This window comes from Novosphingobium sp. BL-S-33 (genome assembly GCF_056857025.1).
This window is the reverse complement of the sequence record NZ_CM166474.1, coordinates 2,988,669-3,003,887: the sequence shown is the minus strand read 5'-3', so window position 1 is coordinate 3,003,887 and position 15,219 is coordinate 2,988,669. Positions and strand designations below refer to the sequence as shown.

The window sequence follows — 15,219 nt, the reverse complement described above, 5'->3', positions numbered from 1 at the left end:
ACTGACGAATTCGGTGCACGGGCACGGCTAAAGCATTGGGTTTGCGAACGTAGTTAAGGCCCGCGCAGAAAATTCTGGCGGCCGAGCGCGGCGTTTCGGCGATTGGTCTGGAAAAGGTCCCATTTAAGCTGCCGGAAAAGCCGCTCGCTCGATGGCATTTGCCAGTGCGCCGGGTTGAACACCAATTGGTTACCGACATATATGTAGCAAGAAAGGACCGGCGGGGTGGGGGATGCCTCGTTGGAACGGGGAAGTACGGGTTCGATGGAAATCGATTGTTGGGCGCACGAACCGGAATCGGCGCAGTTTCGGCGGATTTTGGAAGTCTTGCCGCTGTTGACCGAGAAACAGCATGAGGTGTTGAGCCTCGTGGCGGAGAATCGCACGAGCAAGGAAATCGCATGGGAACTCGGGATTTCCGAAAGCGCGGTGAATCAGCGCATCGAAGGCGTTCGCAATCGCACCGGCTCGCCGCCGCGGGCGGAGCTGGCGCGCGTCTATCGCCAGTACCAGAAGCTGCCGGATGCAGCCTGTAATCCTCTACCAGACAAGAATCCTCAGGTTTCGCCAATCGACGTTGCCGCCGAAGAATGGGGGCAGGACGAGCAGGGCGACCGCCTCAGGCTTGCCGATGGAGTGACCTTCAGAGTGGAGGCGCCCTGGCACGCCGAACCGGTCGACCGGCTTGTTCCCGAGGTGCTCGATGGTCCCGATGCAGGTCTCAACCGCATGGCAGCCATGGTCCTCATCGCCGGCGGCCTGCTGCTTGTTGCGGTGTTTGGACTGGATCTTGCCACGGCGCTGAGCCGGCTCTCGTGAGCCAGCCTCGATCGCTCACAATGTCAGGCGCCTCGTTCGGGTCGGAGGCGTCGATGGAGGGTCGTTATGTCGATGACGATTTCCGCAGCCACTGCCTGCATCAGCCGCCAGCTCCCCGAAGCCGAGCTTTCGCTCGATTCGGCGCTCCTTGCCTCTGCCCGCCTGATGGAATCGATGCTGCTGGCACGCCAGGCGGACGGCGTGGCGAATTTCACGGGCCAGACCGCGATCCTGCGCCTTGCCAAGTCGCAGCGCTCGCTGATCGAATGCCAGAACGACATGATCCGCGTTCACCGCGCGCTGCTCGACGCCGGCCGCGAGGTCAAGGCCATCATCGACGAGCCCGAAGCCTGCCCCGCGTCGGGCACTCTGGTCGAAGAAGCGTCGCTGCTTCAGGTCGCCTGAACAGGTCCGGCGGGTCCGCGAGGTCCGCGCGATCGGGTTCGCATGGCGGCGGGGGGCCGCCATGCTGATCTGGGATGCGCGGGCCTACGTGCTTCACGCCGTACTCCTGATATTGTTCGTTCTGGCGCTGCGCCGTGGTGCAGCGCCGGAACGCATCCTGACGACAACCCTTCTCGGCATGCTTGTGTTCGACCGGATCTATCACCTGATCACCGGACAGCATCCCGTGATGGTCATGGGAGTGAACCTTGGTCATTTCGCGATCGACGTTATCGGCCTTGCAGTCTTCGTCACTGTTGCTCTCAGCGCCAACCGGAGCTACCCGCTGTGGATAGGGGGCGCGCAGATGGTGGCGCTCTCAAGTCATTTCTATCCGCTGCTGGCCCACGATTTGGCGGGGACGGGCTATTTGGCGATGAGCATCATGCCCTCCTACGCACAGACGATCGCGATGGGGATTGGTCTTGCGTCGCACATGCGGCGGCAGAAGACAGCGGGCAGCTATCGCTGCTGGCGCACATCCTCCAGCCCTTTGCAAAAGGGCAGGCCGAGGACATCGCCCGCCGCCTGATCCAGTCGTTCGGGTCGCTGCGCGGGATTACCTGCGCATCGCCCACGGCTCTCGCTGACGCGATTAGGGGGGGCAACTGCAACGAGGATATGCTGGTGGCAGCGATCATCGTGGCGCGTGACATCAATATGCTGGCCGCCCGCGAAGCGCTCTATGGCGAACCTACCGAGCCGGGAAACCCACGGCTGCGCCAATACCTCGTCCGCAGGCTCGGCCCGCGTCACGAGGAATGCGTGCTGGTCCTGTTCCTGACGGCGGAAGGTCTGTTCATCGCCGAGGATTTCTACGCGGGGGCCCATTGCAACACGGCGACGCTGCCGCTGCGCCGCACGGTACGCCGTGCCTTCGACCTTGACGCCAGGCGGCTGGTGATCGCGCACAACCACCCCTCGGGCAATCCCGAGCCCAGCGCGGCGGACATCCGGGCAACCCGTCATTTCGGCGAGATTGTCGGCGCGCTCGACCTCGAACTCGACGATCACGTCGTGATAGGCTGGAACCGGACCGTGAGTTTTCGCGAGAGAGGATTGATCTGAAAGGCGTTTATCGCGCAGGACCCATCATTCCGCCGAAATGCCCCGTTCGGGTATTTGACATTGTGGGCGATGGAACCAGACTGTCTTTCGTTACTTCCAGACACTCTCTATCCGGCGGAATTGCCCAGCTTTCGAAATCGCTTGGCTCCGCTTCCGGTATTCCTTCGGCTTTCACATTCCTGCCGCACACTTCCCCCCCACTGCATTGGAGACACGCCCTTGACCCGGACCGTGATCGTACCCACCACTCCGTATGAAGGTCAGGCGCCCGGGACCTCGGGCCTGCGCAAGAAAGTGCGGGTGTTCCAGCAGCCCAATTACGCGGAAAACTTCATCCAGTCGGTGTTCGATGTGGTGAGGCCCGCACCGGGCGCAGTGCTGGTAATCGGCGGTGACGGACGCTTCCACAACCGCGAGGTGATCCAGCAGGCGATCCGCATGGCCGCTGCCAATGGCTATGCGCGCGTGCTGGTCGGGCGCGGGGGCATTCTCTCGACCCCGGCGGCCAGCCACGTGATCCGCAAGTACGGCGCCAGCGGCGGCCTGATCCTTTCGGCCAGTCACAATCCCGGCGGCCCGGACGAGGATTTCGGCATCAAGTACAACATCGCCAACGGCGGCCCCGCGCCGGAGAGCGTGACCGGCGCGATCCATGCGCGGACCGAGACGATCGACCGCTGGCTCACCGTCAAGACGGACGACATCGACCTCGACAAGCTGGGCGAGGTCCGCGTGGGCGACACCACGGTCGCCATTCTGGACCCGGTTGCCGACTATGCGGAATTGATGGAGACGCTGTTCGATTTCGACGCGATCCGCGCGATGGTCTCTTCCGGCTTCACCATGCGTTTCGACGCGATGGGGGCCGTGACCGGGCCCTATGCGCACGAGATCCTCGAAAAACGCCTCGGTTTTGAACAGGGGACGGTGGTGCACGGCACGCCGCTGGAGGACTTCGGCGGGCACCATCCCGATCCCAACCTGATCCACGCGCGGGACCTCTACGATCTGATGATGGGGCCTGACGCGCCCGATCTCGGCGCGGCATCGGACGGCGATGGCGATCGCAATCTCATCATCGGCCGCGGGCGCTTCGTGACGCCGTCCGATTCGCTGGCCATGCTGGCCGCCAATATCGAGATCGCGCCCGCCTATCGCGGCCGCCTGACCGGAATTGCCCGCTCGATGCCGACCAGCGGTGCAGCCGACCGCGTGGCCACGGCTTTAGGCATTCCCTGCTACGAAACGCCCACCGGATGGAAGTTCTTCGGCAACCTGCTCGATGCGGGCAAGGCCACGATCTGCGGCGAGGAAAGCGCGGGCACCGGCTCGGACCACGTGCGCGAGAAGGACGGGCTCTGGGCCGTGCTGCTCTGGCTCAATATCCTCGCCGTGCGCGGGATAAGCGTCGACGAACTGGCGAAGTCTCACTGGGCGCGCTTTGGCCGCAATTACTACGCGCGGCACGACTACGAAGCCATCGACAAGACAAACGCCGATGCTCTGATGGCCGAACTCAAGGCCGCATTGCCCGCGCTGCCGGGCAAGACGTTCGGTCCGCTGACCGTCGCGCATGCCGATAGCTTTGCCTATACCGATCCTGTCGACCATTCGGTCAGCGAAAATCAGGGCATCCGCGTGCTTTTCGAGGATGGCAGCCGCGTGGTTTTCCGCCTTTCGGGCACGGGCACGCAAGGGGCCACACTGCGCGTCTACCTCGAACGCTACGAGCAGCCGCTCGGCCATCTCGACGCCGAGACCGCCGCGATGCTGGAGCACCAGATCGCCGCTGCCGACGCCATCGCCGGGATCGCGCGCCACACCGGACGCACGGCGCCTGACGTCATTACCTGAGCAGGTGCGTTCCGGGCTTCGGGCCCACGACTTCAGGTAATTTCGACACGCCGGAATAGCGACATTCCGGCGTGTCGGCGCGGTCCGTGAGATCCCGAAGAATCAACACATTGCGGCTGCTTTCGGGCGCTAGCTGATGGCAAATCCGGTGCGCTTGCGACCGCATTTATCCCGATGAATGCACATGCTTTGCCCGGTTTCTGCCGATCTTATCCACAAGGCTGTCCACGCGGCCCCGCGCAGCGCAACGCCGTGGCGGTTTCGCGGCGGCTGTCTTGCGCGCGTCGTTGGCGCGGCAGAGCATCCCGCTCGCGACGCCCGCGAAGGGCGCATTGGGGAGAACGCGGATGCCTCGGACCGACGTGGGTGGAATCGGCATTGCCTATGAATTGCTCGGCAAGGAGGGCGACCCGGCCGTGGCGCTGACGCCGGGCGGGCGCTTCACCATGGAGGTACCGGGCCTGCGCGAGATGGCCGAGGGCCTTGTCGCGGCGGGGCGGCGGGTCCTGATCTACGATCGCCCGAACTGCGGCGCATCCGATGCGTGCCTGCTGGGCGAGAGCGAATCCGAGATGCAGGCAGAGGCGCTCGCTGGCCTGATCCGCAAGCTGGACCTTGGCCCGACGATGATTGCGGGCGGATCGGGCGGCAGCCGCGTCTCGATGCTGGCGGCGGCGCGCGATCCGGAGATCTGCTCGCACCTTGCGCTCTGGTGGATCTCGGGCGATCCGATCGGGCTCATGCAGCTCGCCACTTATTATTGCGGCGAGGCGGGGACGCTGGCCAGCCGGGGCGGCATGGAGGCTGTCCTTTCGGCAACGAGCTGGGCGGAAAACTTCGCCAAAAGCCCGCGCGCGCGCGATTTCATCCTGTCGCAGGATCCGGACAAGTTCATCGCGGTGATGCAGAAATGGGCGGCGGCTTACGTGCCTTCGCCGGTGAGCCCGGTCCCGGGCATGACCCAGCGCGACTTTGCGCGGCTGACGATGCCGGTGCTGGTGTTCCGCTCAGGCACCAGCGATCTTTCGCACACGCGGGCCACGTCGGAATGGGTGCACCGCATGATCCCGCATTCGCGGTTCATCGATCCGCCATGGGGCAACGACGAGTGGAACGAGCGTTCGGTCGAGACGCATTCGGGCGGAAACGGGCACACGCTGTTCCGTTCGTGGCCGAAGCTGGTGCCGTTTTTGCTTGAGCTTGCGAGCCAGTAACGGACGTCGTCTTCGCCGGGGTGTATTCGGGGCTCTGGTTGCACCTCGCACAGAAGAAGCGGGATCCCCGCCTACGCGGGGATGACGGGGGGCGTTAGGCACCGCCTTTCCTCCTCCGTCATCTCAACGAAAGCGGGGAACCTGCCACGGCGCTTGAACAAAGTGCCATGCGAATGGCGCGTTTGCCGGGAGCGCGTCAATCACCATGCTGCCGTTTGCCGGGACGACGACGGGCGGGGGCCCGCAATTGGCAAGCTCGAGAGAGCGAGGCTCCAGAACCCAAACCCCGTCGTCCCCGCGAAGGCGGGGACCCCGCTTTTCTTGAGAAGCAGCGGTACGCAGTCCGGGAGGATTTACCCACCGGCCGCCCACATCACACCCACAGCCGGTCCACTGATTATGCCCGATATATCCACAAACTTTCGCAAAGTTATCCCGGCTTGTGCACCATCTGCCGACAGCTTCCTGACAGGATATGCCTGCTATATCGACAAACTTATCAACAGGCTTGCCCGGCAATGGAACGAGGTGCTCTAGAGCGATGATGAACCTCGATCGCTACCTCGCACGTATCGGCCTCGACGCCGCACCTGCCGCCGATCCCGAAGGCCTCGCAGCGCTGCAACTGGCGCATCGCCGCGCCATCGGCTTCGAAAACCTGGCCATCCCGCTGGACGAGGGCATCCGCATCGATAGCGCCAGCGTCTTCGACAAGCTCGTCATGCGTGGGCGAGGGGGCTATTGTTTCGAGCAGAACCGGCTGTTTTCGGACGTTCTGTCGGCCATCGGTCTCGTCAACCGGCCGCTGCTGGCGCGCGTGTTGCTGGGGCTGGCCGAACATGCCGCGCCGCCCCGCACGCATACGCTGGTACTGGTGAACATGCAGGGCGCGGCGTGGATTGCCGATGCAGGATTCGGAGGCAGCTTCGTGCCGCCGATGCCGCTGGAGGACGGCGCGCAGGCGCAGAAGCCGGACGGCGCGTGGCATCGCCTGCTGCGCAGCGGCGAGCGCGGATCGCTTGGCGGCGAATGGCGGCTTGAACGCGCGGGGCCGGCCAGCGCCACCGACGGACGCAGCGCGCCGCACGGCGACTGGCAGCCGCAATATATCTTCGACCTCAGCGAGGTCGCGCAGGACGATCTCGAGATGGGCAACCACTGGACCTCGACCCGCCCGAACACGCGCTTCACCACGCTCTGCGTGGCCAGTGTGGTGCTGGAAAACGGCTTCGCGGCCATGACGGACCGCCAGCTTTCGCTCTACCGAAACGGCGCCAGCGAGACGCGCGAGATTGCCGATGCGGCCGATTACGCCCGCACTCTGCGCGAAGTCATGGGCATTGCCCTGTCAGACGAGGAAGCGGCACGCCTGCCGCTGTTTGCCTGAAGAAGGCGAGGCTCAGACTTCTCTGAGCCTCGGCATCAGTTCGACGAAATTGCAGGGGCGGTTCCGGCTGTCGAGCTGTTCGGCAAGGATGCCGTCCCAACCGTCCTTCACCGCGCCGTTGGAGCCGGGCAGGGCGAAGATGTAAGTCCCGCGCGCCACCGCCGCGCAGGCGCGCGACTGGACGGTTGAGGTGCCGATGGTCTGGTAGGACAGCCAGCGGAACAGTTCGCCGAAGCCGGGAATGTCCCGATCCTTTACCTGGTCGATCGCTTCGGGCGTGACATCGCGGCCGGTCAGGCCGGTGCCGCCGGTGGTGACGATGGCGTCGATCTCGCGATCGTCGATCCAGTTGTTGAAGCGGCTGGCGAGGCGGGCGGCATCGTCCTTCTCGATGGCGCGGGTGACGAGCCGGTGGCCGGCGTCGCGGATGCGCTGTTCGAGAATGTCGCCTGAGGTGTCATTCTCGGGGCCACGGGTGTCGGAAACGGTGAGCAGGGCGATGTTGATGGGCTTGAATTGACGATCAGGATCAATGGCCACGCACAATCGCTCCGTTCGCTGCCATGTGGACGGCCTGCGAGCCGGTGAGGCCCGGGAAAGTCGGCCACAGGTCCTGTGCAAGCGCCATGCGGCTTTCCGAAGGGCCGCCAGCCTGACGCTCGTACATCCAGTAGTTGCGCAGCACTATGTTCACGTAACCGCGCGTTTCCCAGTAGGGCAGCGATTCCATCCACAGCAGCGGATCGCCGCCGCAGTTCACTTCGGTATTCCAGCGGGTGATCGGCACGAGGCCCGCGTTATAGGCCGCCATGACCTTGAGCAGCAGGCCCTGCGTGCCCGGCGCGTCGCGCAGGGTCTGCAAGTGCTGCTGGCCGAAGGCGAGGTTGACCTCGGGCTTGTTGAGATCGCCCGGCGTGCCGGACACGCCCAGCGCGGCGGCATGGTCGCGCGCGGCGGCGGGCATGATCTGCATCAGGCCGCGCGCGCCGGCAGGGCTGACGACGCTGGTCTGGAAGATCGATTCCTGAAGCGTATGCGCATAGACGAGCGCCGGATCGACTTTCCAGCCGCCGGCGGGAGTCCACTTCGGCGTCGGGAAGCGGCTGGCCGGTTCCGGGCGGCCGCCGGTCGGCGCATTGTAGGCCATCCAGAGCTGGGTCGAAGGCAGGCCGAGATCGCGGGCAAGGCGGGTGATCTGCACATATTGCGAGGCATCGCCGATGCGGGCCTGATGGCGCAGCACTTCGTCGGCAAGGCCGTCCTCGCCGATTTCGGAGAGTTCCACGGCGGCACGGATATTGGGGGTGTTGCGCAGTGCCTGCCAGTCGGCCTGCGTGAAGTCGGCGGCGGCGTGCTGTTCGGGCAGCTTCATGCCCAGCTGCTCGGCGGCGAGCATGCCGTAGAGCGTTTCGTCACGCGCAGCGGCAAGGCGCAGTTCGGTGGCAGCCATCTCCGGCTTGCGGCAGCGGACCAGCGCGCGGCTGCGCCAATAGTGCGCGGCGCTGCTGAGTTCGGCGTTCTCGGAATTCTTCGCGGTCTTGTCGAAGGCGTCGGCGGCGCCGTCGCAGTCGCCCAGACGCCAGGCGGCAAGTCCGGCGGTCCACCACGATTCGCCCACCCACGGGCCCGCGCCCATCGCGCCCAGCTGCGCCGCCTGATAGGCCTGCGCGTCAAGGTTCTCGATATAATAGGCCCAGGCGACCTTCTGGCGCCATTCGGCCTGCGCATAAGGGCTGAGCGAAGCGTCGATACCGTCGAGCAGGGTGCGCGCGCCGGTCGGATCGTCGTTCTTGATGCGGTCGTTGATGCTGGCCGAAATCGCGGCGGGCATCGTGCCGTCATCGATCGAGGCCGGGCGCACGCGCTTGGTCATCGTCGGCAAACGGGCGAAAGCCTGTTCGCTGGGGACGGTGGGCACGCTGGCGGCGCCGCGCTTCAGGGCGAGGCGGCTGATCTGGTCGGCGCCGGGAAGCTCAGTGCCCTGAGCCAGCCAGGTCTGGAGGTCGCTAAGCTCGATCTTGGGCGAGCCCGAGGCAAGGAAGTATTCGGCGCGGAGCTGCTGGTGGAGCGGGCCGTCCGGACGGTCCGTCAGCATCTTCTGCACGGTCGCCCAGTCCTTGGCGTCCACTGCGGCGAAGGCCTGCTTGTAGTAATCCCGATCGTCCTGGCTGAGCAGCGACGGGACCGCCGTGTTGTCTGCGCGGGTGCGGAAGTATTCCACCGCTGCGCTGTTGGCGAATGCCGGCGTGGCTGCCAGCGTGGCGACAGCTAGCGCAGCCACCCCCGCGGCGCGCGCTGCCTTGGCAATGTGTTTCACTTCAATTCCCCGCATCCTGCGACCTGACCCCGAATTTCGTGGCCGGATGGATGCTCCCTCAGGGTGCCGTCCACTCCAGCCAGGCCCTCCAGATACTTGCTTTCGCGCGCGGATTTTGCAGCAGCGCAGCAAGCCCCCATCCTGCCAACAGAGGTATCGTCATTCCTTCATGGTGAAATTGTCTTAAAACGGCAGCCCGTTGCGGTGATTCGTGGCCGATCAGCGGCAGAACGTTGCCTCCGAGCACAATCAGCCGCTTCGGCGCGGCCAAAACGATATGTCGCGCCAGCGCGTCGCCCACCCCGCGAGAGGCCGCTGCGCGCCAGTCGGGCACCGGATCGGGGCGGGGCAGGGCACTGGCGAGGTAGACATCCTCGCGCCGCATGCCGAAAGCCTTGAGCATCGCGTCGAGCAGCCTGCCCTGCGGTCCGGTGAGCAGGCGCTCGCGGTCCTCGCCTTCGGGCGTTTCCATCACGATCATCAGTTCGGCACCTGCCTCACCCTCGGGCATCAGGCGGCCGGTGGGGCCGCCATCGTCGAGCAGGGTCTCGGTCATCCACCATGAACGGAAGGCGTCGAGGTCGGCGGGCAGCAGCTTGGGATCGATGCTGGTGGGCGCGGCGGGGGCTTCCTCCACCACTTGCGGGCGACGGCGCGGCGGGCGGCGACTGCCGTCTTCGGCCTGCTCTTCCTCGGGCACGATCCATTCGCGCGGTTCGTCGAGGAAGTCGCAATCGACCCCCGCCTCGCGCCACCAGTCGAGCGCGGCGGTGATATCGGATTTGATATCGTCCAGAAATTGCCGATTTGGGGCCTGATCCATCGCGTGGGTCTTGACCTGTCGCATTCCACCAATCAAGGCACAACACGAATTAATCGCGCGTTTAAGTGCGTGAATCGTGAATTTCAGGGGCTGTTGGGGCCAGAACCGGGCCAGATTACGGGGCCAGACTACGAGGGTTGCCATGATTGAACGTGAATCGATGCCTTACGACGTCGTCATCGTCGGCGGCGGGCCAGCCGGCCTTGCCACGGCGATCCGTCTGAAACAGGTCGATCCCGAACTTTCCGTCTGCGTCCTTGAAAAGGGCTCGGAGATCGGCGCCCACATCCTTTCGGGCGCCACCATCGATCCCAAGGCGCTGGACGAGCTGCTGCCCACCTGGCGCGAAGACGGCTGCCCGCTGGTCGAAACCCCGGTGACGGACAACTGGCACTGGCACCTTACCAAGAAGAAGAAGTTCTCGCTGCCGCATCTGGTGATGCCGCCGCTGATGTCCAACAAGGGCAGCTACACCGGTTCGCTGGGCAACCTCTGCCGCTGGCTGGCCGAACAGGCCGAAGCGCTGGAGATCGAGATCTTCCCGGGCTTCCCTGCTGCCGAGATCCTCTATGACGATGCCGGCGCCGTGATCGGCGTGCAGACCGGCGACATGGGTGTGGACCGAGAGGGCAATCCCAAGGACGACTTCCAGCCGGGCATGAACCTGCTCGGCAAGTACACCGTGTTCTGCGAAGGCGCGCGCGGCCACCTGACCAAGCGCCTGAAGGCCAAGTACAATCTGGAGGCCGATTGCGAGCCGCAGATCTATGGCATCGGCATCAAGGAACTCTGGGACATCCCGGCGGACAAGCACGTCCCCGGCCGCGTGATCCACACGCAGGGCTGGCCGATGAGCGAGACCGACAGCTGGGGCGGCGGCTTCCTCTATCACCAGGCGAACAATCAGGTCGCGCTCGGCTTCGTCACCGCGCTCGATTACAAGAATCCCTACGTCTATCCGTTCGAGGAATTCCAGCGCTGGAAGCAGCACCCGGAAATCCGCGCGATTCTCGAAGGCGGCAAGCGCGTGGCCTATGGCGCGCGCGCCATCAACGAGGGCGGCTGGCAGTCGGTGCCGATGCTGGCCTTCCCGGGCGGCGTGCTGGCGGGTTGCTCGGCGGGCTTCGTCAACGTGCCGCGCATCAAGGGCACGCATACCGCGATGAAGAGCGGCATCCTCGCGGCCGAGGCGATTGCCGCGGCGATCAAGGCGGGCCGCGAGCAGGACACGCTGGGCGAATACGATACCGCCGTGCGCGAAAGCTGGATCGCCAAGGAACTGAAGCTCGTCCAGAACGCCGAGCCGCTGGTCGCCAAGTGGGGCGGCGAGATCGGCACGGTGCTGGCGGGCGCGGACATGTGGCTGCGCACGCTGTTCGGCTTCGGCGTGGCCAAGCCGATGAAGCACCACACCGACGCTTCCACCCTGCAACGCGCGGATCTCTACAAGCCGGTTGCCTATCCCAAGCCGGACGGCGTGATCAGCTTCGACCGCCTGACCAGCGTGTCCTACTCGTTCACCAACCATGAGGAAGACCAGCCGGTCCACCTCAAGCTGACGGACCCCACGGTTCCCACGCGGATCAACCTGCCGGTCTATGCCGGTCCCGAGGCGCGCTATTGCCCGGCGGGCGTCTACGAATTCGTCGATCCGGACGGTTCGGGCATGAAGCTGCAGATCAACGCGCAGAACTGCGTCCACTGCAAGACCTGCGACATCAAGGACCCGACGCAGAACATCGAATGGGTGACGCCGGAAGGCGGCGGCGGTCCGAACTACCCGAATATGTAATCGGCGATGGGGGGAAGGCTGAGCTTTCCCCCTTTTCGGATTCTATTTGCGGCCAATATTTCTGCCATTCTTCATCGTCACCCTGAACTTGTTTCAGGGTCCATCGTGCAGCGTGAGCGGAACTGGAGACAGCCAGCCGAGAGTTCCGCTGGTGACCTGACGCTTCGGAGCAGGCGGCCAGATGGATCCTGAAACAAGTTCAGGATGACAAAAGGCAGGACGTTCGGGTGTTGGAAAAACATTCGGGAGTCCGAAAACGAGGGCCACCTTGCCTCTCCGTTCGCATAGCGGCATGGACAAGGCGATGATTTCCGAAACCGCCTACGCCAAGATCAACCTCGCGCTCCACGTCCGCAGACGGCGCGAGGATGGCTATCACGAACTGGAAACGCTGTTTGCCTTCGTCGATGCCGGGGATGAACTGACGGCGGTTCCCGCCGAAGCCGACCGCCTGACGACCCACGGCGAATTCGCGGCGAAGATCGACGATCCCTTCGGCAATATCGTCGCCAAGGCGCTGACGGCGCTCCCCCATGGGAAAGGCTGGGCGGTCGATCTCGAAAAGCGGCTGCCAGTTGCCGCCGGTCTGGGCGGCGGCTCGGCCGACGCGGGCGCCGTGTTCCGCATGGTCGAGCGTACGCAAGGGTTGCCCGAGGACTGGCACGCCCGCGCCGCCAAGCTGGGCGCCGATGTGCCCGCCTGCGTGCTCTCGCGGCCCTGTATCGGCACCGGCACTGGCACCGACCTCACCGAAGTTTCCGAAAACGATCTGGCCGGTTGCCCGGTCCTGCTGGTCAATCCGCGCCTTCCGGTGCCGACCGGCCCGGTGTTCAAGGCGTGGGACCGGGTCGACCGGGGCCCCATGCCGGGCGGCACACTGCGTGACATCGCGCTGTCCGGCCGCAACGATCTCGAAGCCCCCGCCATCGAAATCTGCCCGGCAGTGGCGGACGTGCTGGCGGTTCTGCGCGAGACCGCGCCTTTCCTTGCCCGCATGTCCGGTTCGGGCGCGACCTGCTTCGCGCTTTACGAGAGTCAGCAAGCCTTAAGCGAAGCGGCGGCAAGGGTGGCGGCGGTCCGCCCCGATTGGTGGCAATTGTCCGGGAGCCTGCGTTGATTACCGAAGCGCGCATCACCGAAGCCTGGCGTCTGCTGGGCACGCCGCAAGCGGGCGGCATCCTGATCGTTGGCGATCATGCCTCCAACCGCGTGCCGGAGGGGATCGACCTTGGCATTCCCGCCGAACTGATGGAGCGGCACATCGCCATCGACATCGGCGTGGCGGGCGTGGCGGAGCGGATGGTCGAGCACGGCGGGAGCGGCGGCATCGCCGCATGGCTCGCCAATGTCAGCCGCCTCGTCTGCGATTTCAACCGCGACCTCGATGCGCCCGGGCTCCTGCCCGAAGTGTCGGACGGCCATGCGATCCCGGGCAATGTGCTGTGCACCGAAGGCCGCTCGGCCCGCCTTGCGCGGTATTTCCACGCCTATCACGACGGTCTCGAAGCCCGGCTGGTGGCCGCCGAGCCCGCGCTGATCCTCTCCCTTCACAGCTTCACGCCCGCGCTGGCGACCTGCGACAAGCCTCGCCCGTGGCATGTCGGCGTGCTCTACAACGAGGATGACCGCGCCGCGCGGATCGCCATTCCGCTGCTGGAGGCCGAGGGGCTCGTGGTGGGTGACCAGTTGCCCTATTCGGGCAAAGTGCTCAACGCGACGATGAACCGCCATGCCGAGGCGCATGGCCGCCCCTATCTCGGCATCGAGATCCGGCAGGACCAGATCGAGGATGCGGCCGGGCAGGCGCTCTGGGCCGACCGCATGGCGCGGGTGTGCCGGGAGGTTGCGGTTCGTCTCGGCTGACTTGTGGAGTGCGGGCCGTCGCGATACTCTTCCGGCACCTAAGCATCGGGGGAACGTCATGATCGGCTATCATGTGGTGCGACTGGCGAAATTTTCCGGCCGCGAAGCGCGTGCGAAGTTCTGGCCATGGGTCGCGGTGGTGATCGGTCTGACGTTCGTGATCGGTGTCATCGCGGTGGCGCCGATGATGCTCTCCACCATGACCCGGATGCAGCAGTTCGCTCGCGAGCATCCCGATCAGGCGACTGTCACGACCGGGCCGGGCAGTTACCAGATCCGCATTGAGGGCAATCACCCCGAACTGATGCCGGACCCGGCGCCGATCTTTGCGGCGATGGAGGGCATTGCCGCGCTGGCCATCGTCCTACTGGCCGCCGCCATCGTCCGCCGCCTGCACGACGCCGGGCGCGGCGGAGCATGGGGACTGCTGCCGCTGCCGTTCCTGTTCTTCTCCTTTGCCAGAATGCCCGCGATCTTCGCCGCGCCTCAGCCGGACATGGGCCTGTTCGGCCTGCTGGCGCTCAACAGCCTGCTCTTTCTCGGCGCGGTAGGCGTGCTTGTCCTGCTGCTGGCGCAGCCGGGGCGGGCCAAGGAAAACCGCTACGGCTTGCCGCCGGAAGGCTGATCGGGCGGCTCGGACTTGCCTGACCCGATGCCGAACAGCGCCAGCACTTTCTTGCGCAGATCGGTCACCGCCACGATCAGCGCGGAGAGCGCGACGATCACGCCGGTAACCAGCTTGAGCCAGAACGGCGCGCCTTCCAAAGTGTCCTGAATCCAGCCGACCACGCCCACCTTGACGTGGAAGCCGTAGGAATGCGGCGTGCTCACCACGTCCCAGAACTGGCCTTGCCGGTCCTTGACCTGCACTACGGTGGTGATCGTCATCATGTGGTCGCCGCCGCGCTTGGGCGTGACCTGCCAGCCCCAGACCGTCGAAGGATAGGGCTTGCCGAGGTGGACGCGCTGGGTGCGGTCGCGCAGCGGCTTGATCTCGAAGGAGTCGTCGCCTTGCAGGTCCGCCGCCACGAACTCGCCCACGGTGACGCTGAAGTGCTGCACATGGCCGGGCATCTGCGCGACGACCTGCTCGGGCGCGGGAGCAAGGTCGGCGGTGGTCGCAGGCGGCGGGGCCGGGGTGACGAGCGCGGCATTGTCGGTTGCCTCGGCCACGGGCGCGGCCGACGCGTCCTCGCTGGGTGCAGGGCTTGGTTTGGGGCTGGGCGGCGGTGTCGGGGCGGGCGCCGGTGAGGGTGGGGGCGTGGGATGAGGCTTCGGCGGATCGGCGGCAACCGCCAGCCACACCGTGAAACTCTCGCCGCGTTCGAGCGGGTTGGGTGCGTTGAACGCCGCCGTGCCGTCGGTTTGCCGCGCGGCCTGCTTGGCGAATTCCGTGCAGTCGTCGGGCAGGACATAGTCCTGGATCACGTCGCAGTATTCGGTGCCTTCGGTCGGCCCCCGACTACCGGGGGCGTTCGTGCAGCCACTCAGCGACAGTGCCGCCGTAAGCAGCGCAAAGCCGCCAAATCCGCTCCAACGCATTGGTGCCATGGTGATCCCCCATGCCCGGATGCCCCTGCTGCAAACGGTTTCATGGAAGCCCCCATCCTGTCAATCGGGGCTTCCCCGGCGCCTCGC

15 protein-coding genes are annotated in these 15,219 nt (G+C 65.5%); 11 read left to right on the top strand and 4 right to left on the bottom strand.

Annotated features, from left to right (window positions below):
* The first annotated feature begins 225 nt into the window (after window positions 1–225).
* The 7 genes from AC1VVM_RS13985 (at window position 226) to AC1VVM_RS13955 (ending at window position 6,786) form a co-directional block, all read left to right on the top strand.
* Entirely contained in the window at window positions 226–819 is a 594-nt protein-coding gene (locus AC1VVM_RS13985; protein WP_482955222.1) for a sigma factor-like helix-turn-helix DNA-binding protein, read from the top strand.
* A gap of 66 nt (window positions 820–885) precedes the next feature.
* Window positions 886–1,224, top strand: a complete 339-nt coding sequence (locus tag AC1VVM_RS13980) for a hypothetical protein (RefSeq protein ID WP_482955221.1) — start codon at window positions 886–888, stop codon at window positions 1,222–1,224.
* A 61-nt stretch (window positions 1,225–1,285) separates the two neighbouring features.
* Complete coding sequence (locus tag AC1VVM_RS13975) at window positions 1,286–1,795, top strand: hypothetical protein (protein WP_482955220.1); 510 nt, start codon at window positions 1,286–1,288, stop codon at window positions 1,793–1,795.
* Window positions 1,796–1,884: 89 nt separating this feature from the next.
* Window positions 1,885–2,331 carry a JAB domain-containing protein gene (locus AC1VVM_RS13970; protein WP_482955219.1) on the top strand — a complete coding sequence of 149 codons (447 nt, stop codon included), beginning with the start codon at window positions 1,885–1,887 and terminating at the stop codon, window positions 2,329–2,331.
* Between the two features lie 219 nt (window positions 2,332–2,550).
* Window positions 2,551–4,185 (top strand): alpha-D-glucose phosphate-specific phosphoglucomutase, encoded by a 1,635-nt coding sequence (locus tag AC1VVM_RS13965; protein WP_482955218.1) that lies wholly within the window; start codon window positions 2,551–2,553, stop codon window positions 4,183–4,185.
* Between the two features lie 347 nt (window positions 4,186–4,532).
* Window positions 4,533–5,399: an alpha/beta fold hydrolase gene (locus AC1VVM_RS13960; protein WP_482955217.1), complete on the top strand. Its 867-nt coding sequence runs from the start codon at window positions 4,533–4,535 to the stop codon at window positions 5,397–5,399.
* Window positions 5,400–5,943: 544 nt separating this feature from the next.
* Entirely contained in the window at window positions 5,944–6,786 is an 843-nt protein-coding gene (locus tag AC1VVM_RS13955) for an arylamine N-acetyltransferase family protein (RefSeq protein ID WP_482955216.1), read from the top strand.
* A 12-nt stretch (window positions 6,787–6,798) separates the two neighbouring features.
* Here the strand turns inward: AC1VVM_RS13955 and moaB are convergent, their stop codons facing one another.
* From moaB to AC1VVM_RS13940, 3 genes are read right to left on the bottom strand one after another with little or no spacing between them, the layout of a single operon-like run.
* Entirely contained in the window at window positions 6,799–7,326 is a 528-nt protein-coding gene (gene moaB / locus AC1VVM_RS13950; protein WP_482955215.1) for a molybdenum cofactor biosynthesis protein B, read from the bottom strand.
* Window positions 7,316–9,118 carry a lytic transglycosylase domain-containing protein gene (locus AC1VVM_RS13945; RefSeq protein ID WP_482955214.1) on the bottom strand — a complete coding sequence of 601 codons (1,803 nt, stop codon included), beginning with the start codon at window positions 9,116–9,118 and terminating at the stop codon, window positions 7,316–7,318. Before AC1VVM_RS13945 ends, moaB begins: the two co-directional genes overlap by 11 nt.
* 43 nt (window positions 9,119–9,161) lie before the next feature.
* A complete protein-coding gene (locus AC1VVM_RS13940) occupies window positions 9,162–9,926 on the bottom strand; it encodes a uracil-DNA glycosylase family protein (RefSeq protein WP_482955213.1) in 765 nt (254 codons plus the stop codon).
* A 142-nt stretch (window positions 9,927–10,068) separates the two neighbouring features.
* Here AC1VVM_RS13940 and AC1VVM_RS13935 point away from each other — a divergent pair, with 142 nt between their 5' ends.
* The 4 genes from AC1VVM_RS13935 (at window position 10,069) to AC1VVM_RS13920 (ending at window position 14,206) form a co-directional block, all read left to right on the top strand.
* Window positions 10,069–11,718 (top strand): electron transfer flavoprotein-ubiquinone oxidoreductase, encoded by a 1,650-nt coding sequence (locus AC1VVM_RS13935; protein ID WP_482955212.1) that lies wholly within the window; start codon window positions 10,069–10,071, stop codon window positions 11,716–11,718.
* Between the two features lie 292 nt (window positions 11,719–12,010).
* Window positions 12,011–12,835, top strand: coding sequence for a 4-(cytidine 5'-diphospho)-2-C-methyl-D-erythritol kinase (locus AC1VVM_RS13930; RefSeq protein ID WP_482956355.1), 825 nt, complete (start codon window positions 12,011–12,013; stop codon window positions 12,833–12,835).
* On the top strand, window positions 12,832–13,581 hold the full coding sequence (locus tag AC1VVM_RS13925; RefSeq protein ID WP_482955211.1) for an N-formylglutamate amidohydrolase: 750 nt from the start codon (window positions 12,832–12,834) through the stop codon (window positions 13,579–13,581). The genes AC1VVM_RS13930 and AC1VVM_RS13925 overlap by 4 nt, the downstream gene beginning before the upstream one ends.
* Before the next feature lie 58 nt (window positions 13,582–13,639).
* Window positions 13,640–14,206: a DUF805 domain-containing protein gene (locus tag AC1VVM_RS13920; protein WP_482955210.1), complete on the top strand. Its 567-nt coding sequence runs from the start codon at window positions 13,640–13,642 to the stop codon at window positions 14,204–14,206.
* Here the strand turns inward: AC1VVM_RS13920 and AC1VVM_RS13915 are convergent.
* Window positions 14,182–15,132, bottom strand: coding sequence for a hypothetical protein (locus AC1VVM_RS13915; protein ID WP_482955209.1), 951 nt, complete (start codon window positions 15,130–15,132; stop codon window positions 14,182–14,184). The two genes, AC1VVM_RS13920 and AC1VVM_RS13915, sit on opposite strands and share 25 nt — an antisense overlap.
* Between the last annotated feature and the right edge of the window lie 87 nt (window positions 15,133–15,219).